At 67.5% G+C, this 22,421-nt stretch carries 23 protein-coding genes; 5 read left to right on the top strand and 18 right to left on the bottom strand.

Annotation, left to right across the window (positions count from 1 at the left end; genetic code table 11):
* Window positions 1–3 precede the first annotated feature (3 nt).
* The 8 genes from rpsC to rpsJ are packed head-to-tail and all read right to left on the bottom strand — an operon-like array spanning window position 4 to window position 4,444.
* Window positions 4–837, bottom strand: a complete 834-nt coding sequence (gene rpsC / locus ACFYW7_RS31080; RefSeq protein ID WP_389508430.1) for a 30S ribosomal protein S3 — start codon at window positions 835–837, stop codon at window positions 4–6.
* On the bottom strand, window positions 837–1,184 hold the full coding sequence (rplV, locus tag ACFYW7_RS31075) for a 50S ribosomal protein L22 (protein ID WP_006604878.1): 348 nt from the start codon (window positions 1,182–1,184) through the stop codon (window positions 837–839). The genes rpsC and rplV overlap by 1 nt, the downstream gene beginning before the upstream one ends.
* Window positions 1,185–1,226: 42 nt before the next feature.
* The gene (gene rpsS, locus ACFYW7_RS31070; protein ID WP_215069815.1) at window positions 1,227–1,508 is read right to left on the bottom strand and encodes a 30S ribosomal protein S19; all 282 of its coding nucleotides are present in this window, start codon (window positions 1,506–1,508) and stop codon (window positions 1,227–1,229) included.
* Window positions 1,509–1,520: 12 nt separating this feature from the next.
* Window positions 1,521–2,357: a 50S ribosomal protein L2 gene (gene rplB / locus ACFYW7_RS31065; RefSeq protein WP_389508428.1), complete on the bottom strand. Its 837-nt coding sequence runs from the start codon at window positions 2,355–2,357 to the stop codon at window positions 1,521–1,523.
* A 39-nt stretch (window positions 2,358–2,396) separates the two neighbouring features.
* Entirely contained in the window at window positions 2,397–2,813 is a 417-nt protein-coding gene (gene rplW, locus ACFYW7_RS31060; protein ID WP_389508426.1) for a 50S ribosomal protein L23, read from the bottom strand.
* Window positions 2,813–3,469, bottom strand: a complete 657-nt coding sequence (gene rplD / locus ACFYW7_RS31055) for a 50S ribosomal protein L4 (protein ID WP_037627000.1) — start codon at window positions 3,467–3,469, stop codon at window positions 2,813–2,815. Before rplD ends, rplW begins: the two co-directional genes overlap by 1 nt.
* A gap of 4 nt (window positions 3,470–3,473) precedes the next feature.
* On the bottom strand, window positions 3,474–4,118 hold the full coding sequence (gene rplC, locus ACFYW7_RS31050; protein WP_389508424.1) for a 50S ribosomal protein L3: 645 nt from the start codon (window positions 4,116–4,118) through the stop codon (window positions 3,474–3,476).
* Window positions 4,119–4,135: 17 nt separating this feature from the next.
* Window positions 4,136–4,444, bottom strand: a complete 309-nt coding sequence (gene rpsJ / locus ACFYW7_RS31045; protein ID WP_003948644.1) for a 30S ribosomal protein S10 — start codon at window positions 4,442–4,444, stop codon at window positions 4,136–4,138.
* 587 nt (window positions 4,445–5,031) lie between these two features.
* Here rpsJ and ACFYW7_RS31040 point away from each other — a divergent pair.
* Window positions 5,032–5,739: a hypothetical protein gene (locus ACFYW7_RS31040; protein WP_389508422.1), complete on the top strand. Its 708-nt coding sequence runs from the start codon at window positions 5,032–5,034 to the stop codon at window positions 5,737–5,739.
* Window positions 5,740–5,909: 170 nt separating this feature from the next.
* On the opposite strand, the gene ACFYW7_RS31035 is transcribed toward ACFYW7_RS31040, so the two are convergent.
* Genes ACFYW7_RS31035 through ACFYW7_RS31025 form a run of 3 tightly spaced genes read right to left on the bottom strand, consistent with a single transcriptional unit; the run spans window position 5,910 to window position 11,236 of the window.
* The gene (locus ACFYW7_RS31035) at window positions 5,910–6,131 is read right to left on the bottom strand and encodes a hypothetical protein (protein WP_389508420.1); all 222 of its coding nucleotides are present in this window, start codon (window positions 6,129–6,131) and stop codon (window positions 5,910–5,912) included.
* A 54-nt stretch (window positions 6,132–6,185) separates the two neighbouring features.
* On the bottom strand, window positions 6,186–6,629 hold the full coding sequence (locus tag ACFYW7_RS31030; protein WP_389508417.1) for an SUKH-3 domain-containing protein: 444 nt from the start codon (window positions 6,627–6,629) through the stop codon (window positions 6,186–6,188).
* A gap of 2 nt (window positions 6,630–6,631) precedes the next feature.
* Entirely contained in the window at window positions 6,632–11,236 is a 4,605-nt protein-coding gene (locus ACFYW7_RS31025) for a DUF6531 domain-containing protein (RefSeq protein ID WP_389508414.1), read from the bottom strand.
* 206 nt (window positions 11,237–11,442) lie between these two features.
* Here ACFYW7_RS31025 and ACFYW7_RS31020 point away from each other — a divergent pair, with 206 nt between their 5' ends.
* Complete coding sequence (locus tag ACFYW7_RS31020; RefSeq protein ID WP_389508412.1) at window positions 11,443–12,477, top strand: hypothetical protein; 1,035 nt, start codon at window positions 11,443–11,445, stop codon at window positions 12,475–12,477.
* 18 nt (window positions 12,478–12,495) lie between these two features.
* On the opposite strand, the gene ACFYW7_RS31015 is transcribed toward ACFYW7_RS31020, so the two are convergent.
* From ACFYW7_RS31015 to ACFYW7_RS31005, 3 genes are read right to left on the bottom strand one after another with little or no spacing between them, the layout of a single operon-like run.
* Complete coding sequence (locus ACFYW7_RS31015) at window positions 12,496–13,101, bottom strand: hypothetical protein (RefSeq protein WP_389508410.1); 606 nt, start codon at window positions 13,099–13,101, stop codon at window positions 12,496–12,498.
* A 41-nt stretch (window positions 13,102–13,142) separates the two neighbouring features.
* Window positions 13,143–13,352, bottom strand: a complete 210-nt coding sequence (locus ACFYW7_RS31010; RefSeq protein WP_389508408.1) for a DUF397 domain-containing protein — start codon at window positions 13,350–13,352, stop codon at window positions 13,143–13,145.
* Window positions 13,349–14,197, bottom strand: a complete 849-nt coding sequence (locus ACFYW7_RS31005) for a helix-turn-helix domain-containing protein (protein ID WP_389508406.1) — start codon at window positions 14,195–14,197, stop codon at window positions 13,349–13,351. Before ACFYW7_RS31005 ends, ACFYW7_RS31010 begins: the two co-directional genes overlap by 4 nt.
* Before the next feature lie 139 nt (window positions 14,198–14,336).
* Between ACFYW7_RS31005 and ACFYW7_RS31000 the strand changes: the two genes are divergently transcribed.
* The 3 genes from ACFYW7_RS31000 to ACFYW7_RS30990 all read left to right on the top strand — a co-directional run bounded on the left by ACFYW7_RS31000 (window position 14,337) and on the right by ACFYW7_RS30990 (window position 16,542).
* Window positions 14,337–14,813 (top strand): ATP-binding protein, encoded by a 477-nt coding sequence (locus ACFYW7_RS31000; RefSeq protein ID WP_389508404.1) that lies wholly within the window; start codon window positions 14,337–14,339, stop codon window positions 14,811–14,813.
* A gap of 807 nt (window positions 14,814–15,620) precedes the next feature.
* Entirely contained in the window at window positions 15,621–16,115 is a 495-nt protein-coding gene (locus ACFYW7_RS30995; RefSeq protein ID WP_389508402.1) for a hypothetical protein, read from the top strand.
* 43 nt (window positions 16,116–16,158) lie between these two features.
* The gene (locus ACFYW7_RS30990; RefSeq protein ID WP_389508400.1) at window positions 16,159–16,542 is read left to right on the top strand and encodes a hypothetical protein; all 384 of its coding nucleotides are present in this window, start codon (window positions 16,159–16,161) and stop codon (window positions 16,540–16,542) included.
* Window positions 16,543–16,612: 70 nt separating this feature from the next.
* On the opposite strand, the gene gdhA is transcribed toward ACFYW7_RS30990, so the two are convergent.
* From gdhA to rpsG, 4 genes are all read right to left on the bottom strand, one after another.
* The gene (gene gdhA / locus ACFYW7_RS30985) at window positions 16,613–17,968 is read right to left on the bottom strand and encodes an NADP-specific glutamate dehydrogenase (RefSeq protein ID WP_389508398.1); all 1,356 of its coding nucleotides are present in this window, start codon (window positions 17,966–17,968) and stop codon (window positions 16,613–16,615) included.
* Between the two features lie 474 nt (window positions 17,969–18,442).
* Window positions 18,443–19,636, bottom strand: a complete 1,194-nt coding sequence (gene tuf, locus ACFYW7_RS30980; protein ID WP_389508396.1) for an elongation factor Tu — start codon at window positions 19,634–19,636, stop codon at window positions 18,443–18,445.
* Window positions 19,637–19,780: 144 nt separating this feature from the next.
* Window positions 19,781–21,910 (bottom strand): elongation factor G, encoded by a 2,130-nt coding sequence (gene fusA / locus ACFYW7_RS30975; protein WP_389508394.1) that lies wholly within the window; start codon window positions 21,908–21,910, stop codon window positions 19,781–19,783.
* A gap of 39 nt (window positions 21,911–21,949) precedes the next feature.
* Window positions 21,950–22,420 carry a 30S ribosomal protein S7 gene (gene rpsG, locus ACFYW7_RS30970; RefSeq protein ID WP_003974303.1) on the bottom strand — a complete coding sequence of 157 codons (471 nt, stop codon included), beginning with the start codon at window positions 22,418–22,420 and terminating at the stop codon, window positions 21,950–21,952.
* Window position 22,421: the final 1 nt, after the last annotated feature.

The following is a 22,421-nucleotide window of genomic DNA, read 5'->3' as shown; positions in this document are numbered from 1 at the left end:
CGGTCAGGCCTCCGTTCCGGTGCTCTCAGCCGGAGCGGCAGCCGGAGCCTCGGCCTTGGGGGCCTCGGCAGCGGGAGCCGTCTGCGGCTTACGACCGCCGCGACCGCCACGCTCGCCACCGCGGCCACCACGGCCGGCCGGGCGGTCGTTGCCGCCACGGGCCGGGCGGTTGCCGGCACGGGCAGCGGCGTTCTCGGCGCGAACCTCGGCGATGTTCTTGACGTCGCCCTTGTAGATCCAGACCTTCACACCGATACGGCCGAAGGTCGTCTTGGCCTCGAAGAAGCCGTAGTCGACGTTCGCACGGAGCGTGTGCAGGGGCACGCGGCCCTCGCGGTAGAACTCCGAGCGGGACATCTCGGCGCCGCCGAGGCGGCCGCCGCACTGGATCTTGATGCCCTTGGCGCCGGCCTTCATCGTGCCCTGCATGCTCTTACGCATGGCGCGACGGAAGGAGACGCGGGAGGAAAGCTGCTCGGCAACGGCCTGGGCGACCAGCTGAGCATCGGTCTCGGGGTTCTTGACCTCGAGGATGTTCAGCTGGACCTGCTTGCCCGTGAGCTTCTCGAGGTCGCCGCGGATGCGGTCGGCCTCGGCGCCACGGCGGCCGATGACGATGCCCGGACGCGCGGTGTGGATGTCCACCCGCACGCGGTCACGGGTGCGCTCGATCTCAACCTTCGAGATGCCGGCGCGCTCCATGCCGGACGTCATCATCCGACGGATGGCGACGTCTTCCTTGACGTAGTCCTTGTACAGCTTGTCGGCGTACCAGCGGGACTTGAAGTCCGTGGTGATGCCGAGCCGGAACCCATGCGGGTTAACCTTCTGGCCCATTACCGGGTTCCTTCCTTGCTGCTGACGACCACGGTGATGTGGCTGGTCCGCTTGCGGATCCGGTAGGCGCGGCCCTGGGCACGCGGACGGAACCGCTTCAGGGTCGGGCCCTCGTCGACGTAGGCCTCAGAGATGACGAGGCTGCCGGCGTCGGTGTGGTCGTAGTTGTGTGCGGCGTTGGCAATGGCGCTGTCAAGCACCTTGCCGACCGGCACGCTCGCGGCCTGCGGGGCGAAACGCAGGACCGCCTGAGCCTCCGTGGCATCCATGCCACGGATAAGGTCCACCACTCGGCGGGCCTTCATGGGCGTAACGCGGATGTACCGCGCCTGGGCCCTGGCTTCCATGGTTGTCCTTCCAGTGTCTGTCATGGTCGATTCCACCCCGCGTTAGCGGCGCTTCGACTTCCGGTCGTCCTTGACGTGACCCCGGAAGGTGCGCGTCGGCGAGAACTCGCCGAGCTTGTGGCCGACCATCGACTCGGTGACAAACACCGGGATGTGGGTCTTGCCGTTGTGCACCGCGATCGTGTGGCCGAGCATGGCCGGGATGATCATCGAGCGACGGGACCAGGTCTTGATGACGTTCTTGGTGCCGGCTTCGTTCTGTACGTCCACCTTCTTTACGAGGTGGTCGTCGACGAAGGGCCCCTTCTTGAGACTGCGCGGCATCTAAACCCGCTCCTAGCGCTTCTTGTTCGTCTTGCGGCGGCGGACGATGTACTTGCTCGAAGCCTTCTTCGGCGAACGAGTACGACCCTCCTTCTGACCCCACGGGGAGACCGGGTGGCGACCACCGGAGGTCTTGCCCTCACCACCACCGTGCGGGTGGTCGACCGGGTTCATCGCGACACCGCGGACGGACGGGCGAACGCCCAGCCAGCGCTTACGGCCGGCCTTACCCCAGTTGATGTTGCTCTGCTCGGCGTTGCCGACCTCGCCGACCGTGGCGCGGCAGCGCTGGTCGACCAGGCGGATCTCACCGGAGGGCATACGAAGGTGGGCCATCGTGCCCTCCTTCGCGAGCAGCTGCACGGAGGTACCGGCGGAACGCGCGAACTTGGCACCGCCACCGGGGCGGAGCTCGATCGCGTGGATCGTGGTACCGACCGGGATGTTGCGGAGCGCCAGGTTGTTGCCCGGCTTGATGTCGGCCCCGGGACCGTTCTCGACGCGGTCACCCTGCGACAGGTTGCGGGGGGCGAGGATGTAGCGCTTCTCGCCGTCCGCGTAGTGCAGCAGCGCGATGCGCGCGGTGCGGTTGGGGTCGTACTCGATGTGCGCGACCTTCGCCGGCACGCCGTCCTTGTCGTGACGACGGAAGTCGATCACTCGGTAGGCGCGCTTGTGTCCGCCACCCTGGTGGCGAACGGTCACACGACCGGCGTTGTTACGGCCGCCCTTGCTGTGCAGCGGGCGGACCAGCGACTTCTCCGGCGTGGACCGCGTGACCTCGACGAAGTCGGCGACGCTGGAGCCACGACGGCCCGGCGTAGTCGGCTTGTACTTGCGGATTCCCATTTCTCAGTCCTCGTCCGATATTCGGACCAGGGCGCTCCGTTAGGAGGCCTGGCCGAAGATGTCGATACGGTCGCCCTCAGCGAGGGTCACGATCGCGCGCTTGGTGTCAGCACGCTTGCCGAAGCCCGTCTTGGTGCGCTTGCGCTTGCCCTGACGGTTGATCGTGTTGACCCCGGTGACCTTGACCGAGAAGACCGCCTGGACGGCCTGCTTGATCTGGGTCTTGTTGGCCCGCGGGTCCACGACGAAGGTGTACTTGCCCTCGTCCAGCAGCGCGTAGCTCTTCTCCGAGACGACCGGCTTGAGGAGGACGTCACGGGGATCCGTGAAGCTCTTGCTCAGCGGGGTCTCGACGGTGTTCTTGCCTTCGAGCTCGTGGCGCTTCGCCTTGGCGACGCGTGCGACCTTCTTGGCCTTGGCGGCCTTCGAGGCAATGCTCGGGTGACGCGTAGCCATCAGGCTTCGCTCCCTTCGGTGTCAGCGGCCTGGGGGCCAGACACGAAGGACTCGAAAGCGGCCTGGGTGAAGACCACGTCGTCCGAGACGAGAACGTCGTACGTGTTGAGCTGGCCCGGCTCCAGGATGTGGACCTGGGGCAGGTTGCGCGCGGAGAGCAGCGCGGCCTCGTCGGAGCGCTCGATGACCAGGAGCACGTTCTTGCGCTCGCTGACCTTGCCGAGGAAGCTCTTCGCGGCCTTGGTGGAGGGGGTCTCGCCCTCGATCACGCCGGTGATGACGTGGATGCGAGCGTTGCGGGCCCGGTCGGTGAGGGCGTGGCGCAGGGCCGCGGCCTTCATCTTCTTCGGGGTCCGCTGCGAGTAGTCACGCGGGGTGGGGCCGTGGACGACGCCACCGCCGGCGAACTGCGGCGCGCGGGTCGAACCCTGACGGGCGCGGCCGGTGCCCTTCTGGCGGTAAGGCTTGCGGCCACCACCACGGACCTCGCCACGACGCTTGACCTTGTGCGTGCCCTGACGGGCGGCGGCCAGCTGCGCGACGACGACCTGGTGAAGCAGCGGAATGCTGATCTTCTCTACGTCGAAGATCTCGGCCGGGAGCTCAACGGTCCCGGCGGTGTCGCCGGAGGGCGACAGAATGTCAATGGTGCTCATGTCCTCAAGCCCCCTTGGCCGCGGTACGGACCAGGACGAGGCCGCCGTTCGGACCCGGGATGGCTCCCTTGATGAGGAGCAGGCCCTTCTCCGCGTCAACGGCGTGAACGGTCAGGTTCTGGGTGGTGACCCGCTCGTTGCCCATGCGGCCCGCCATGCGGACGCCCTTGAACACACGACCCGGGGTGGCACAGCCACCGATGGAGCCGGGGGAGCGGTGCTTGCGCTGGACACCGTGACCGGCGCCGAGGCCCTTGAAGTTGTGACGCTTCATGACACCGGCGAAGCCCTTGCCCTTGCTCTTGCCGGTCACGTCCACCTTGACGCCGGCCTCGAACACCTCGGCGGTGATCTCCTGGCCGAGGGTGTACTCGCTGGCGTCAGCGGTACGGATCTCGACGAGGTGGCGGCGGGGAGTGACGTCGGCCTTGGCGAAGTGACCCTTGAGGGGCTTGTTCACCTTGCGAGGGTCGATCTCGCCGAAGGCGATCTGGACCGACTCGTAGCCGTCGGAGTCATTCGTACGGACCTGGGTCACGACGTTCGGACCGGCCTTGACGACGGTGACGGGAACAACGCGGTTGTTCTCGTCCCACACCTGCGTCATGCCGAGCTTCTCGCCCAGGATGCCCTTGATCTGCTTAGCCATTCTCAGATCACCGATCCCTAGAGCTTGATCTCGATGTCGACACCGGCCGGGAGGTCGAGTCGCATCAGAGAGTCAACGGTCTTCGGAGTCGGGTCGAGGATGTCGATGAGGCGCTTGTGCGTGCGCATCTCGAAGTGCTCGCGCGAGTCCTTGTACTTGTGCGGCGACTTGATGACGCAGTACACGTTCTTCTCAGTGGGCAGCGGCACCGGGCCCGCGACCGACGCACCAGTTCGCGTCACCGTCTCGACGATCTTCTTCGCCGAGGAATCGATGACCTCGTGGTCGTAGGCCTTGAGCCGGATGCGGATCTTCTGTCCCGCCATGGCTACTAGTAGTCCTTTGTCTCGAAAAAAACGCTCTGGTACCCGAGGACTGGCGTCCTGGTCTCCGACCCACGCGGTCGGGTGTGTCGCGCTCCTGCCGACAGAGATCTCCGAAGAGGATTTCCCTACGAGGGACGCGGCCCGCCCTAAAGCAACCGCAGGACCGGGGGCAGGCTGCGTTGAACTTCCCAACGCAAGGCCACCGGGCACCTGGTCTGCACCCCGCTGACACTTCCCGGAAGATTCCCGTACGTCCGCCCCAGCGCTGCCTCACGACAGATTGGGCGACGAGTACTGTGGGACTCGCTTCCAGTCCTCCCGACGGGAGGCGCGCAGCATCGGCGCTCGACCGAGCAACCCCGCTAGTCTGCCATACGGGACGGGGGGCTGGCCAATCGAGCCGGAGATCGTACCCCCAAGGTGACGAAGGTCAAACCCCGGCACGACCAAGATCCCGGGACCAAGATCCCGGGGCGAGTCCCACCGAAGCCCGAGCCCGAACCGGCACCCTTCCGTGATGGCGTGAACATGCCGTGAGAGTGGGCCGGCGCTGCACGGAGAGATCGCGTTGCGGAAGGATCACCGACGTGGCGCGAGAAGGCATACCCCTGGACGAGATGGCAGAACTGCTGGAGCACCGCAGCCGGTTCTGGTCGGCAGAAGGGCTCCAGGCGTCCCCCGTGCTGTGGACGGACGACCGCGAGCACCTGGCCCTTCAGATCGCATCGACCGACTGGCACGTCCGTCTGACCGTGGAGTTGCACCGGAGCGGCTGGGCCGACCTCTTCTTCATCTCCCCCACCCATACCGGCCAGGAGCCCCGCCGTGTCCGCTCCCTCGATGCCTGGAGCTCCCTCCTGGACGAGGCGGTCACCCGGGCCTCTCGGCTGCGTCTGCTCCCCGCCCGCCTCCTGGCCCGTACCTGTACGACGGGGTGGCTGGACTGGATACACGGCGAACTGCTGCTGCTCCCGGACGCTCTGATCCGCGTGCGCAGAGGCCTGATGGATTCCGTGGCGAACTCGATGAGCGGCTCCGGAGTGACGGCGAAGGACCCTTACCAGGTGGTCGCCTACGACGCGGAGAGCATCCGGTCGGCCCACCGCACGAACAAGGTGATCGCCCTGGCGGAGCTGTCGGAGGCGCGCCTCCACAGGGGCCTCACGACGTCCGGGATGACGGCGACGATGCGGGACGGCACTCGCCACAAGCTCCTGTGGCTGTCGTCGGAGCCCGCGAGACAGCTGCTGAGGGATCGGTTGTTGCCGGTCCTGGGGCAACGGCTGACGCACTAGAGGCCGTCGTTCGGGTCGAGCCCGACCCCCGTGCCGGCCATGCGACTTCGACGGAGGACTCCGTATGGAAGTCGGTCCTTCACCGTGCCCCGGGCGACGCTCCCCAACGGGTACAGCCGCTTCGCGGCTTCCCAGGATTGCTCTGGCGTCACACGCGCCCCCATCGGTGGTCAGCGCCTTCGGCGCAACCATCGCCAGGTGTCACCGACGGCATCCTTGGACCGCATCCACAGGTACTCCAGCTTGTCCAGCACTCTCATCCGCGCCGTCTGCCACCTGAACCACGGCGGCAGCTGCCCGAACGGCACGAACGTGAGCGTGTCCCTGATGGCGTTGTCGGCGATGCCACCAGGGCCCTCGGCACGCAGCGCGGCGTACAGCTCCGGTGTCAACGTGCCGTTGAGCCGCGGCGCCCGCCTCCGCACACCGGCGCGGTGGGTCCCTGCCTAGCGGATTCCCTCGACCAGTTTCTCCAGCGCCCGGTCCGCGGTTTCCGCGAGCAGCGTGACGCTGTCCATGCCGATGAAGACCGCACCGTTCGGAGCGATGCCCAGGTAGCTGTTGCGACGGTCGGCTTCCCCGATCGGGTAGAGATCGGCGCCGGCCTCTTCGCTGAGTACGTCAAAGATTTCGTCGTCCCACTCGGCCACGGTCGGGTCGAGCCTGAACCCCATGCGGGCCATGGTTTTCCCCGGCCCTCGCTCGTTGCTCTCCAGCCCACCGAACTCGGCGAGGAACCTCCGAGCGCTCTCGTGCATCTCGAAGCCGCCGCGCTCGCGGAGCGCGCTTTCCCACTCGCCGGTGGGTACCGATCGGCCCGGCTGCCAGCCAGCCCCCCGCAAAACGCGATCCGTCTCCGCGGACCACCGCGAATTGATCTCCTGGCCCATTTCTAAGTCACCGCCGTAATCCCGAGCTGATCAAGCACATGTTGGCATGAGGAGCACGGCGCCTTGGGCACGCCGTGCTTTGGATTGCCTGCGGCACGTACGTCCACAGAGGCCATTACACCGCCCCGCGGATCCACCCCGGCATTCATGGCGTCCGACAGCGCCTCCGCCTCGCCGCATCGCCCGTGCTGATTGCCCGCCGGGCGCTGTCCCAGCGGAACCCGATCGTAGGCAGCCCGCACGTCCGGATGCAGATTGTGGTCGCCGCCGCCCTTGATACTGGCACCGCTGAACGGTGCGTCATGCCCCGGAACGGAAAGCCCGGCGGCACTTGTGGGCCTGGTGTCCTTGTTGGCCCCCGGCCGCGCCTGCTCTTGGTCGGCCCGCCGTCGGGCGGCATCGCGCGCGGCATTCTCACAAGCCGGCGAAAGCCCGAACGGGTCCACGGCGGTGAATGGATTCTGGACATATCCACGGGGATTCGGCCCTGGTGCAAGACCAAGGGGGTCCAAGGAGACGTACTGGCCGGTCTCCGGATCATAGTGCCGCTGGTAGTTGTAATGGAGTGCCGTTTCAGGGTCTCGGTACTGGCCCGGAAAGGCCAGAGGGCAGTACACGCCGGCGGAACCACGACCCTCGAGCAACGCCCCCCATGCCGTCGCTCGCGCCTTCCACCCCAGCTCCCCGTGCTCATCGACGAGTTCGGTGGGAGTTCCGACGAGATCGGTCACGATGCCGTGGAACTGCTTGTCCACCCACTCCTGGGAGAGATCTTCCGAGAGCACCCTCTCCACCTGGGTGACAGGACTGAACCGATCCCGTTCCCAGTCCCACACGGTGCATGTGGACGCTCCGTCGTCCGACCTGACGACCTGCTCGGCCAGGACGAATCCGTCCCAGGTGAAGGTCACCTCTTCGACCACCGTCTCGCCGGCGCCGGCGAGACGCTGTTTGGCGATACGCCGCCCGAAGGGGTCGTACCGATAGACCCACTTGGTGCCGTCGGGCGTGGTCACCGCGACCAGGCGATCCTGGCTGTCCCAGGTGTAATGCCAGACATCGGCCTTGCGCGACAGGCGCTTCTTGCGCCTGACTGTCACCCGGCCTTGGCCGTCGTATTCGTAGCGGATGTCCCCGACCCTGCGAACCCACCCGCTTTCGTTCTGCCGTGCGGGTCGGGCAGCCGTGTTCTGTCGGCATTCGCCTTGCAGAACGTTGCCTGCGGCGTCGTACGCATAGCGTTCCGACCAGACCGCCGCCGTGATACCGGTGATCCGGCCCACGTTGTCGACATCGACGGCACGATCGCCGTCGAGCGAGTCACTGATCGCGGCGACCGCGCCATCCGGGTGATATCGGTATACGCGGTGCTGGATCAGGTCCGGTTCGAACTGCTCCGAGGGACGCGAGGTCAGTGTCTGCGAGTTCAACCTGCCGCCCGCTCCCCAGGTCTGGCTCAGTGCGGTGGCGCCCAAGCGGCGCTCTACCTCCCGCCCGACCTCGTCGTACGCGAACGTGACGGTTCTGCCTGCCGTCCGCAGCAGCACCGGTCTGTCCCGTCCGTCGTACTCCCAGATGCTCTCGGCATTCGAGGGGGTCACCCGGCGGGTGCGTCTGCCGAGCGAGTCGTAGGTCGAGCGCACGGTGGCGCCGTTGCAGGTTTCGGCGAGCACCCGGCCGCGGGCATCACGCTCGTACGTCAGCTCCGTCTGACCGCTGACCACGCGATACACGTTGCCGACCGGGTCATAGGCATAGGTCGTGACCCCTTCGGGTGTCCGCTGCTCCACTACCTTGCCGTAGTGGTCGCGAACGTAGTCGATGGACTGGTTCTCGCCGTTGGTCTGCCCGGTGAGCCGACCAGCCGCATCGAACCGATAGCTCTGTGAACGGCCACCGAAGTCCTGCTCGCGGACCAACCGGCCCGAGGCGTCATAGAAGTAGCGCCATGCGAGGCCGAGTTGGTTGCTGACCGAAGTGACGCGCAGTTCGCCGTCGTAGGAGAACTGCAGGCGGGAGCCGTCGGAGTCGATTCGAGCCACAGGCAAATCGAATCCGCCGTACTCGAAGCGTGTCACCTGTTCCAGGGCGTCCGTGCGCTCAAGGACGTTGCCCTCGGCATCGTAGACACGGCGTTCCGTGCCACCGTCAGGCAGAACGCAGTGGCTCAACCAGCCCTCCCGCGTCCAACCGAATCGGGTCACCGCCCCGTCCGGGGCGGTCTCGGCAACTACTCTGCCGAACGCGTCACGCTCGTACCGCGTCGTCGCACCCTCGGCGTCAGTGGACGCGACGGGCAGCCCTGTCGCGTCGGGTTCCACCAGAGCGGTGCGGCCGCCGGCGTCGGTCACTGCGGTGAGCGCACCGATCGCGTTGTACCGGTAGGAGATCCGGGCTCCCGTGGGGTCCGTCTCGGCTGTCAGGTTCCCGAAGGTGTCGTACTCCATCCGCCAGACGTGGCCGTCGGCCTGGATCACCGACACGGGCTGGCCGAACGCATTGTTCTCTGCCGACTCCCGATGGCCGTCCGGCCGGATGACCGCCGTCGGCGCGCCGTGATCGTCGTACTCGTAACGCGTCGTCTGACCGAGCGGATCCGTACGCGACAGCAGTCGGTCGTAACGGTCCCACTCCGAATACGTCGTGTGGCCAAGAGGATCCGTCACGGCGACGAGTTGGTACAACTCGTTGTGCCGATAGGCCGTCGTGTTGCCGAGTGCATCGGTGTATCGCGTATCGAGGTGTTCCTCGTCGTACGCGATCGTGCAAGAGAGGAGGCCGTCGGCGCCCTCGCCACGTATGCAGCGGTCCTGGTCGTCGTAGGTGAAGCGATACCAGCAGCCGTTCCGGTCGGTCCACGACGTGATGCGTGCATGGGTGTCGTACGTGAGCTTCAACGGCAAACCGCTGGAGTTGTAGATCTCGGTCAGGTCGCCATCGGGGCTGTAGCCGTAGCGCCTCAGGACCGAGCCCTCCAGGCCGTCCTCCGGGTTGCGCAGACGAAGCCGGACGACGCGGTCGCCCTCGGTGTCGACGTGGAGATACCGACCGCCGGAATCACGTACCGCGACAGGGACGCCGCCTGCATCACGGTCGAAGTCGATGCGGAGGCCATTGCGGTCGGTGATCGCGGCAACGGGAAGTGTGAATGCTTCGTCGGCTGTGGCCGGAGCCGCCCGAGGGGCGAAGTGCCGGGTGATACCTGTGACCGGGTTGGTGATGCGCATCGGGGTATCGGGCGTGCCGTCCCAGTCCAGCGGCCAGCGGGGGCCCTCCAGCGGCATGACCGTGGCGCCCGGTTCAGGCACCGGGTAGAGAAGAATCATGCCGTCCTCTACCGCGAACGCTGCGCCCTCTTCGTCCAGCTCAAGGCGTTCGTCCAGGGTCGAAGCCCAGGATGCGCCGAAGGAACGGCCCCACCGGTACGTCGAAAGATGCGTACGCCGCAGGACCAGTGGGAGCAGCCCCGGCAGTTCGACGTCGGTCTCCTCCATCAGCATCTCGCCGGAGACCATGTCAATCGGGTCGCCCTTTTTGGTGCGTCCCAGGGCTCGCTTGCCCTTGCTCACCGCGTCGTCGATCCCGCGCCGGAGACCGCCCTTCCCCAAGCCCATCGCCATGGCCTTGAGCCCGCCCTTGCCGAGGGTTTTCATGCCCTTGGCGAGTCCGCCGAGCGTGGTGAGCCCCTTCATGCCCGGTATGCAGTCCAGCGCGGCGAAGGCCACATCCCATAGGGACGCCTGCCCTTTCGCGTACTTGTTGAGCGTGTCGGCGAGCACGACCAGCGCCGCGATCAGCACGATCGCACCGAGGATCGGCCCCCCGATGATCATCGCGATGACGCCCAACACCGCCACGACGACCTTGCACACCGTGACGATGGTGTCCCAGTTGTCGGAGAACCAGTCCCCGACCTCCTCCCACCACTTCCGGTTGTGAATACCGGCGTCGGACGCCTCATCGATCTTGTTCTTGGCGTCCCGCGCCGCCTCCTCCCGCATCCTGCGGGCGTCCGCCGCCATCTTCTTCGCCGCGTCCAGCGCACTGTTCGCGTCCGTCACATCCGACTGAGCCGAGGTCTGCGCCGACTTCGCGTGCTGGGCGTCCCGCGTCGCGGCCCGCACCTTCGCCTCGTCCGGCTTCTCGGTGTCCTTGCTGCCGGTCGGATCGTCCTTGTACTTGTCCGCTTCCTTGCCGGCCCGCGTCACCCACGAATCGGCGGACGACAGACGGGACTTGGCGGAGGTCAGGTCGGACTGGGCCTCGCGGCCCTTGGCGAGAGCCTTGTCCGCCAGCGCCTGCGCACGCTCCAGCTTCGGCCAGTAGTCGGCGAGCGCGTCCCCCGCCATCTCGTACGACTTCTTCAGCTTCCTCAGCTGCTTCGGAACACTCGAGAACTCGTCCTGGAACGCCTTCGCCGACTTCCCCGCCCACTGCAGGACAGCGTCCTCGTCCGCCATCCCCTTGATCAGGCGCAGCGCGTCCGACACGTCGTCCGCGAAGTCGTGCAGATTCTTCGAGAGCTGCCGCACCCGGTCCGGATCCCCCGGCGTCGGGTCCTTGTCCAGGTCCAGGACATGCCAGTCCCCCGGCCGATTTCCCGCCATGCCGCAACCCCCGTCACGTCCAGTTCGACAACGCCCGTACGCACAAGTGAACTTACAGGGAACGCCGATTCGACACGGCGGCCACCTCACGGCAGGGCACCGTGCGCGACCCCGCTTCCTCGGTCAGTACGCCACCGGCCCCGCCCGACCGGGATGCGTCCCATGTCCCTTGATCACAGGTCTCGTCGAGCCCGTAGCCTCACCCCATGTCTCGCACCACTCCCCCGCGGCCCCTGGACATCACCACGCTGTTCCCCGAGCTCGCACCCCTGGCCCGTACCGCCGTCCGACTGCATCCGCGTCCAAGTACCCCTACGGTCAGGGACAGTTCGATCGGCGGCCCCCTCCTGTGGCCCGCCGACGAGCCGTGGCCCACCTGTCCGGATCATGACGCGCCCACGCACAGCGGTCTGGCCCCCGACGACGTACGGCTACGGCGGCGCATCCTCGCCGACGGCTGGACCCGGCCTCGTGCCGAGGGCGCCGACTTCCTCACCCCCGAGGAGCGCGTGATCGTCGACCGTGCCGTCGCGAAGACGCGGATACCGCAGGACGGCCCGGTCCCGCTCATCCCCGCGGTCCAGCTCTACGCCGCCGACATCCCCACGCTGCCCCGCCCGGCCGGCACCGACCTGCTGCAAGTCCTCTGGTGCCCCTTCGACCACGACGAGGACCACCTCCCCGCCGCCGAGCTGTACTGGCGGGCCTCCGCCGACGTCACCGACCCGCTCCCCGCGCCCCCGGAGCCGTCGGTGATCGGCAGCGACGACTACCTGCCCGAACCGTGCCTCCTCCACCCCGAGACGGTCACCGAGTACCCGGCGCCGCACGAACTCCCCGAGGAACTGGCGGACCGGATCGAGGCCTGGGAGGACGAACAGGACCCGGACGACGAGAACCCGGACGACGAGGACGACATCGAGGTCGTCGACTACCAGTACGACCTCAGCGTCGCCCCCGGCTGCAAGCTCGGCGGCCACGCGCCCTGGAGTTTCAGCGATCCGTTCCCGATGTCCTGCCCCGAGTGCGGCGCGGACGTCCGCCCGTTGCTCACCGTCGACGGCTCCGAATGGGACGGCGGCAGCGGCAGCTGGCGACCCCTGGAGGACGCCGAGTACGACGGCCTGCATTTCCTCGGCCCGGCCTGCGCCACCCGGCTCAACATCGGCCGCGGCTACAGCATGCAGATCTACGTGTGCGTGTCCTCGTACGACCATCCGCACGTGCAGAACATGCAGTGACCGCTCTCCCAGCGGGCCTCAGAACGGCGCGAGCAACCGCTCCAGCTCCGCGTCGTACGCCCTGTACCCCGCCTTGCCCTGCTCCGGCGCACCGGAGTCCGGGCGCAGGGTGTCCGGCAGCTCGGCCACCCGCCACATCCGGAAGACGCCTTCGGGAGTGTTGCGCCCGGTGTCGCCCACGAGCTCACAGGCGACGCGGATGATCCCGGCGACCAGGCTCCCGCCCTCCTCGGCGTCCACTCCGGCCGCGATGCCGGCGGTCACCAAGGCGTCCAGCAGATTGGCCAGTTGGAGATCCGCGCCCATGCGGCACATCCGGCGTACGACGTGCGGCTCCTCCAGATACGCGACGTTCTCCGCCGACTCCGGAACCCAGGTGACTCCCGCCGACCAGAGCAGGAGGAACGGCGCCTCGACCGGGTGCTCGCGCAGGTATCCCAGCTCGTCCGAGATGGCCATCACGGGCGCGTCGAACCGGCCGATCGTCCGGACCGCCGCCATGATCCGTGCGATGTCCTCGCCCCTGGGCGCCAGGAAGTCCCCCACCGAGACATCGGCCAGGTCCCAGGTGCCGGCGTGGTTCACCGCGCCGATCTCGACGACTCCGCCCAGGGCGGCGAACACGGTACGGGCGTAGCTCTGCGGGTGGATCGCCGCTCCCTCGGTCAGTCCTGGGCGACGAAGCCGATGAACGCCGACCAGGCGGTGGGGGCCGTCGCCAGGCGTGCGCCGCCCGGGTTCTTGGAGTCGCGGATGTGGATCGCGGTGGGGGTGGGGGCTATCTCGACGCAGTCGTTTCCGTTGCTACTGCTGCTGTATGTGCTCTTGGCCCACCGCAGTCCGGAATCAACGCGGGCCGACGTCTCGCGGGTCATGTCTCCCCCAGCATTTGCTCGATGAAGGCCAGGGACTCCTCGGGCGAAAGGGCCTGGGCCCGGATGATGCCATAGCGCAGTTCGAGGACCCTGAGTTGCCTCGGTTCGGATACCGGTCGGCCTCCGAAGTCACCGTCGGTACGCCCCACTCCCGAGCCGTCATGGAACTTCAGCACCTCGACCAACCCACCCGTTCCCGGATGATTCGCGTGCGCTGTCGGCATCACTTGAAGCTCCACGAACGGCAATCGGGCCACCTCCAGCATGTGCTCGAGCTGGCGGCGCAGCACCATTGTGCCCCCGACAGGTCGGCGCAAGGTCACCTCTTCTTGGACGAAGCCGAGTTCGGGAGCCGGCGACCGCTCGAAGACAGACTTGCGGGCCACCCTCGCGGCAACCATCCGCTCCAGCTCGTCCGGCGAATAGGCCGGCCGCCAGGTGCCGAGCAACGCACGCGCGTACTCGGGCGTCTGCAACAACCCATGGATGTTGTGGTTGCTGTACAGCAGCAGTTCGACCGCCCGCTCCTCCAGCATCTTCAGCTCGCGGACCTTCTTCGGGTACCGGGCCTTCTCCATGTCCTCCGTGAAGGCCCGGAGATGCCCGCCGGCGTCCAGGACGTCGTCCGCGCGGTCCAGGAAGTCCGCCCGGGGAATCCGCGCCCCACGCTCCACCTTCCGGACCAGGTCCTCCCCGTACCCGATCGCCCGCCCGAACTCGACCACCCGCATCCCGGCCGCCTCTCGCCAGAGCCTGACCTGGCGGCCGGTCGCCTCGACCACCGGGGCGATCTCGTCCTCGGGGCTCACGTCCCGCCCCGGCTCGTCCGCACTCTCGCTGCTCACGCCCACCCACCTCCAACGCGCACCGTTCCCGTACGACACCCAGGACAGCCGGGACAGATCGGGACAACGACCGGACAAACCCCGTACGCACCGACGTCATCGCAGCTCACCGTAGGCGGAGTCGGACACGCTGAGTGACGTGAATCAGGAAACCGCCGGGCCCGAGGCCCAACGCGTCGAACCCGTCCGCAACTTCAGCGTGCTGCTGTCCCCCACGCCACGCGGTGCCCGTCTGGCCAGGCTGCTCGCGACCGAACAACTCCGCTCCTGGGAGCTGCCGTTGAACCCGGCCGACCAGATCGTCGCGGAGCTCGCGACGAACGCGGCGACACACGGACGCGTGCCGGGACGCGACTTCCGGCTCACGCTGTACGTCGTCGGCGACACCCTCCGCATCGAGGCGACGGACACCGTGGGTGACCGGCTTCCCCGACTCGGTGCGGCGGAGGCCGACATCGACTCGGGCCGCGGCCTGCTCCTCGTGGACGCGTTCGCGGACCGCTGGGGCGTGACACCGGGACCCGCCCCGCGCAAAACGGTCTGGGCCGAACTGCGCCTCGCGACCACGGCACCCGCCCCCGCACTCACCGGATCGCGGAGTTCCACGACCCGGTGAGCCGCGACGCGGCCGCCCACGACATCAAAGGCTTTTGAAAACCCCGAGGTGAGAACCCCCTACCAACCCACCAGCCTCCCCGAGGCCGGCTCATCACCCGCAAGGGTGACAATCGCCAACCGGGCTGGATTTAGAGGCTATTGCCGGGCATATGCTCGCGGCGGCAACACAACCGCAGACAGACAACGGCCCCCGGCCGGGACTGGCATCCCGATCGAGGGCCTCACCAACAAGGAAGCAGAACCCTTCCCGATGGATACCCAGAACTTTAGCGCGCCCCCGTGCGCCCAGCCCCGGATTCTGCGGGGCGTCACCCACATCAACGTCCGCCACACCACGCGGTTCACGACGGTCGGCAACCACCTCACCCAGCACCGCGCGCTCTCCCTGACCGCGATCGGGCTCGCCGTCCACATCCAGTCGCTGCCCGCCGGGGGCCGCGTCGACATCAAGTCGCTCGCCGCGCGTTTCCGGGAGGGCGAGACGCGCATCGCGGCGGGTCTGCGGGAGCTGGAGGCCCACGGCTATCTGTCCCGCAGGCGGGAGCGGCTACCGAGCGGCCGGGTCGTCACGCACACGGTGTCGTACAACCAGCCACAGAGGCCCGCCGTTCCCGCCCCCCGGCCGACGGCATCCGAGCCCGCCCCGGCACCGGGAGCGCCCCGGAGACCCGAGCGCGAGCGCGCGGCCGTGTCACCGGCGGCCGGACTCCCTCCCACACCGGCGCCCACCACCGCAACCACAACGGCACCGCATACGGCACCGGTACCGGGCCCGGCACCAGCACCAGCACCAGCACCAGCACCGATGCCAAAACGCCCCCTCCCCACCCCCGGTACCCACGACCCGGGCCGCCACCACACGGCCACCGTGCTCCTCGCGAGCCTCCACCGGGAGGACCCGCGTCTCCTGCTCTCGGAGCGCGACGTGAACCGCCTCGCTCCGGCCGTCAGTGCCTGGCTGGAACGCGGTGTCGCGCCCGAGGCCGTACGGGCCACGCTGACCTCGGGCCTCCCTCGGGAACCGCTGCGCCATCCGGCGGGCGTCATGTCGCACCGGCTCACGGAGTCGCTGCCGCCCCGGACACCCACCGTCCCGGTGACCGCCCGCCCGCACCCGCTCCAGAACTGCGACGGCTGCGACCGCGCCTTCCGCGCACCCGAACCGGGCCGCTGCGCCCGCTGCAGACACCGGTCCGATCTCCACGGCGAACCTGCCGCTGCACCCGAACACCTGACCCGGCCTCGGCCCGCCCTCCACAGCCACGGAACTCGCAGGAAGGCCTCCACTTCCTCTCCGTGACAAGGGCTTGTGGGACCGCCGTGCCGGTTCGATGATCCGGTCCATGTACAAACGAAGACGCATAGTAGGCACGTACCTCGGTGCGGCCCTCTCCGTCGCCGCGCTGCCCGGCATCTCCCTGATCGTCGAGGACCCGCCCTGGGAAGTGGTCCTGAGCGGTGTCGTCTTCCTCCTCGTGAACCAGCTCGTCCACACCTACCCCAGCGCCGTCCGCACCGCTCCCCCGGGCGCGGTGCTCGCACTCGCCGCGATCGGGATCGTCCAGGACACGTTGCTCTGGCTGCTCGTCTCCTGGATCGGCTCGCAGATGGACTACGGCGTCCATGTCGACGGCCTCCTCGCGGCGCTGGCCGGCGGCGCCGTCATGCGGCTGACGGTCCTCGCCGTGATGGCCATCGGCCCGCAACCGGTTCCCGAGACTGCCTGAGCCCGGACATGACGAAGGGCCCGTACGGCCGAGGCCGGTCGTACGAGCCCTTTCCGGAGTCCGGCCCCCGTCAGATCACACCCTGCTCCAGCATCGCGCCCGCGACCCGCTCGAAGCCCGCGATGTTCGCGCCGCTGACGTAGTCGCCCGCGACGCCGTAACGCTCGGCGGTCTCGTGGCAGACGTCGTGGATGCTGTTCATGATGTCGGTCAGCTCGCCCTCGACCCGCTCCCGCGACCACGAGGTGCGCGCGTGGTTCTGGCTCATCTCCAGCGCGCTGACCGCGACACCGCCCGCGTTGGCCGCCTTGCCGGGGCCGAAGGCGACGCCCGCCTGCTGGAACAGGTGGACCGCGTCGGGAGTGGTGGGCATGTTGGCGCCCTCGGAGACCGCCTTGACGCCGTTGCCGATCAGGGTGGCCGCCGCGGCCGCGTCCAGTTCGTTCTGGGTCGCGGAGGGCAGCGCGACATCGCCCGGCACGTCCCAGACGCTGCCGTTCGCGACGAACCGCGCCGACGCGCCGCGCCGGGCCGCGTAGTCGGAGATCCGCCCGCGCTCGACCTCCTTGACCTGCTTGAGCAGCTCGACGTCGATGCCCTTGTCGTCGACGACGTAGCCGCCGGAGTCGGAGCAGGTCACCGCGTTGGCGCCGAGGGCGGTGAGCTTCTCGATGGTGTAGATCGCGACGTTGCCGGAGCCGGAGACGACCGCGGTCTGGCCCTCCAGGTCCTCGCCGCGCTCCCGCAGCATGGCGGCGGCGAACAGGACGTTGCCGTAGCCGGTCGCCTCGGGCCGGATCAGCGAACCGCCCCAGTGCGCGCCCTTGCCGGTGAGGACACCGGCCTCCCAGCGGTTGGTGATGCGCCGGTACTGGCCGAACAGGTAGCCGATCTCCCGGCCGCCCACGCCGATGTCGCCCGCCGGCACGTCCGTGTGCTCACCGATGTGCCGGTACAGCTCCGTCATGAACGACTGGCAGAACCGCATGACCTCGGAGTCCGACTTCCCGCGCGGGTCGAAGTCGCTGCCGCCCTTGCCGCCGCCGATGCCGAGACCGGTCAGCGCGTTCTTGAAGATCTGCTCGAAACCGAGGAACTTCACGATGCCCAGGTTCACCGACGGGTGGAACCGCAGACCGCCCTTGTACGGGCCCAGCGCGCTGTTGAACTCCACGCGGTAGCCCCGGTTGACGTGGACCTTGCCGTGGTCGTCCTGCCACGGAACACGGAAGATGATCTGCCGCTCGGGCTCCACCAGCCGTTCGACGAGGGCCGAGTCCGCGAGCTCCGGGCGCTGCGAGAGGGCCGGAGCCAGCGTTTCGAGCACCTCGTTCGCGGCCTGGAGGAACTCGGGCTGCGCCGGATTGCGTCGCTCGATGTCGGCGAGCATGGACGCGATACGGCTCTTCGTGTCAGGACGTGTCACCTGGGGTCCCTTCTGATGGGGTTGCCGGAACGACAGACCAGAGGTCGGTTCTACCGGATGGTTTCCGGCGGCATCGGCATAGCGGGCCAGGACACGCCCGTACACGGGCGGACGCCTGAGACCCCGTCATCCGTACGACCGGCGGGGCTGCGCTCGGCGCCGTTGCCGGTGCGCGGACCGGTGAAGCCCCCGCGCGAGGCGGGAGATCGCCCCCACAGTGTTACCTCTAAATTTCGGCCGCGTTACGTGATTTCACATACACACGCCGAAGAGTCGCTTCACCTGCGGGGATTGTCTTTCGCACCGTAGCTTTGCTCGTTCTTCGTATACATGCGTGTCCACCCCGCGAGACGGAGGCCTGCCGGTCACTCGCCGGGCGCGACCGTTCCGGACATGCGAGAGGGCCCGTACGACCGAAGTCGTACGGGCCCTCTCCGGAGCTCGGGAAGAGCTACCAGGTCATGCGGTCAACAATTACTTGTTGATCTTGGTGACCTGGCCGGCGCCCACGGTCCGGCCACCCTCACGGATGGCGAACTTCAGGCCCTCTTCCATGGCGACGGGCTGGATGAGCGAAACGGTCATCTCAGTGTTGTCGCCCGGCATGACCATCTCGGTGCCCTCGGGGAGGGTCACGACGCCGGTCACGTCCGTGGTGCGGAAGTAGAACTGCGGACGGTAGTTGTTGAAGAAGGGGGTGTGACGGCCACCCTCGTCCTTCGACAGGATGTAGGCCTGGGCCTCGAACTCGGTGTGCGGCGTGACCGAACCGGGCTTGATGATGACCTGGCCGCGCTCGACGTCCTCGCGCTTGATGCCACGGAGGAGCAGACCGACGTTCTCGCCCGCCTGGCCCTCGTCGAGCAGCTTGCGGAACATCTCGATGCCGGTGACCGTGGTGGTGGTCTTCTCCTGCTTGATGCCGATGATGTCAACGGTCTCGTTGACCTTCAGGACACCACGCTCGATACGGCCGGTGACGACCGTACCGCGACCGGTGATCGTGAAGACGTCCTCGACGGGCATGAGGAACGGCTTCTCGGTGTCACGCGGCGGGGTCGGGATGGCCTCGTCGACGGCGGCCATGAGGTCCAGAACGGTCTGGCCCCACTCCTTGTCGCCCTCGAGCGCCTTGAGCGCCGAGACCTTGACGACCGGAAGGTCGTCGCCCGGGAACTCGTACTCGGAGAGGAGCTCACGGACCTCGAGCTCGACGAGCTCCAGGATCTCCTCGTCGTCCACCATGTCGGCCTTGTTCAGGGCGACGACGATGTACGGAACGCCGACCTGGCGGGCCAGGAGCACGTGCTCCTTGGTCTGCGGCATCGGGCCGTCGGTCGCGGCGACGACGAGGATGGCGCCGTCCATCTGCGCCGCACCCGTGATCATGTTCTTGATGTAGTCCGCGTGACCGGGGCAGTCGACGTGGGCGTAGTGGCGGCCCTCCGTCTGGTACTCGACGTGCGCGATCGAGATCGTGATACCGCGCTGGCGCTCCTCAGGAGCCTTGTCGATCTGGTCGAAGGCCGAGGCCTCGTTCAGGTCCGGGTACGCGTCGTGCAGCACCTTGGTAATGGCGGCCGTGAGGGTCGTCTTACCGTGGTCGATGTGACCGATGGTGCCGATGTTGACGTGCGGCTTAGTCCGCTCGAACTTTGCCTTCGCCACTGGGGTCCTCCTGCGGAGTGGTTCTGGTACGCCTTACTCATCGGCGCCAGGTGATCTTTGCTGGGATGCCGCCCGCCGGGATTCTCCCTTACCGGTCGAAGCCCGGCGGTCGGTGTCAAGCCTAAAGCGTGTAAACGGGGTGTGTTACTCGCCCTTGGCCTTCGCGATGATCTCCTCGGCGACGTTCCTGGGAACCTCGGCGTAGGAGTCGAACTGCATCGAGTAGCTTGCGCGACCCGAGGTCTTGCTGCGGAGGTCTCCGACATAGCCGAACATCTCCGAGAGGGGCACGAGGCCCTTCACGACGCGAGCGCCGCTGCGCTCCTCCATGGCCTGGATCTGGCCACGGCGGGAGTTGAGGTCGCCGATGACATCGCCCATGGACTCCTCGGGCGTGGTGACCTCGACGGCCATCATCGGCTCGAGAAGCACGGGGGACGCCTTGCGAGCGGCCTCCTTGAACGCCTGCGAACCGGCGATCTTGAACGCGAGCTCGGAGGAGTCGACCTCGTGGTAGCCACCGTCGAGAAGCGTGACGCGAACGCCCGTCATCTCGTAGCCGGCCAGGATGCCGAACTGCATGGCCTCCTGCGCACCGGCGTCCACCGACGGGATGTACTCCCGCGGGATACGGCCACCGGTCACCTTGTTCACGAACTCGTACGCCGGACCATCGGTCTCGGTGATGGGCTCGATCGCGATCTGCACCTTGGCGAACTGACCGGTACCACCGGTCTGCTTCTTGTGGGTGTAGTCGTGACGCTCGACGGTCTTGCGGATCGTCTCACGGTACGCGACCTGCGGCTTGCCGACGTTGGCCTCGACCCGGAACTCGCGCTTCATACGGTCGACCAGCACCTCGAGGTGCAGCTCGCCCATACCGCCGAGAATGGTCTGGCCGGTCTCCTCGTCCGAGTGAACGTGGAAGGAGGGGTCCTCCTCCGCGAGACGCTGGATGGCTACACCCAGCTTCTCCTGGTCACCCTTGGACTTGGGCTCGATGGCGACCTGGATGACCGGCGCCGGGAAGTCCATGGACTCCAGGATCACCGGGTTCTTGTCATCGCAGAGCGTCTCACCGGTCGTGGTCTGCTTCAGACCCATCACGGCGACGATGTCGCCGGCGCCCACCGCTTCGATCTCCTCACGCTTGTTCGCGTGCATGCGGTAGATCTTGCCGATGCGCTCCTTCTTGCCCTTGACGGAGTTCAGCACCGCGGTGCCGGTCTCCAGGCGGCCCGAGTAAACCCGGACGAAGGTGAGCTTGCCGAGGTGCGGGTCGCTCATGATCTTGAAGGCGAGCGCGGACAGCGGCTCGTCGATCGACGGCTTGCGCTTGACCACGGTCTCCGGGTCCTTCACGTCGTGGCCCTCGATGGCCTCGACGTCAAGCGGAGTCGGGAGGTAGCGCACGACCGCGTCGAGCAGGGGCTGAACACCCTTGTTCTTGAACGCGGTGCCACAGAACACCGGGGTGACCGTGACGCCCTCGGACTTGCCGGACGCGATGGTGACGCGACGGACCGCGGCGTACAGCTGCTCCTCGGTGGGCTCCTGGCCCTCCAGGAACAGCTCCATGATCTCGTCGTCGTGCTCCGCGACGGTCTCGACCAGCTGACCGCGGTAGAGCTCGGCGGCCTCGACGTGCGTGGCCGGGATGTCGACGACGTCGTACATCTCGCCCTTGGCCGCCTCGGCGGACCACACGAGCGCCTTCATGCGGACCAGGTCCACAACGCCCTTGAAGTCCATCTCGGCACCGATGGGGAGCTGCATGACGATCGGAACGGCACCGAGCCGGTCCTTGATCATGTCCACACAGCGGTGGAACTCGGCGCCGGTGCGGTCAAGCTTGTTCACGAAGCAGATGCGCGGCACGCCGTAACGGTCGGCCTGACGCCACACCGTCTCGGACTGCGGCTCGACACCGGCGACACCGTCGAACACCGTGACGGCACCGTCGAGGACGCGGAGCGAACGCTCCACCTCGACCGTGAAGTCGACGTGCCCCGGGGTGTCGATGATGTTGATCGTGTAGTCGTCGTCCTCGAGCGGCCAGTGACAGGTGGTGGCAGCAGAGGTGATCGTGATGCCACGCTCCTGCTCCTGCTCCATCCAGTCCATGGTGGCGGCGCCGTCGTGGACTTCACCGATCTTGTAGCTGACGCCGGTGTAGAAGAGGATCCGCTCAGTGGTGGTCGTCTTGCCCGCGTCGATATGAGCCATGATCCCGATGTTGCGGACCCTGGCCAGGTCAAGTGAAGTGGTAGCCATAAGGCTTCAGTCTTCTCTCGGTCTCGATGTGGGTAACGACTACCAGCGGTAGTGCGCGAAGGCCTTGTTGGACTCGGCCATCTTGTGGGTGTCCTCACGCTTCTTCACAGCGGCACCAAGGCCGTTGGAGGCGTCGAGAAGCTCGTTGAGCAGACGCTCGGTCATGGTCTTCTCGCGACGGGCGCGGGAGTAACCGACGAGCCAGCGCAGCGCGAGCGTGTTGGCGCGACCGGGCTTGACCTCGATCGGAACCTGGTACGTCGCACCACCGACACGGCGGGACTTGACTTCGAGCGTGGGCTTGATGTTCTCCAGCGCGCGCTTCAGCGTGATGACCGGGTCGTTGCCCGTCTTCTCACGCAGACCCTCCATGGCGCCGTAGACGATGCGCTCGGCGGTGGAGCGCTTGCCGTTCAGCAGCACCTTGTTGATGAGGGAGGTCACCAGAGGGGAACCGTAGACCGGGTCGATGATGACCGGGCGCTTCGGGGCGGGGCCCTTACGAGGCATT

The organism is Streptomyces sp. NPDC002580, assembly GCF_042889485.1.
Classification (GTDB): Bacteria; Actinomycetota; Actinomycetes; order Streptomycetales; family Streptomycetaceae; genus Streptomyces.
Note: the sequence above shows the minus strand (reverse complement) of the source record. Positions and strands in the feature narration are given on the sequence as shown.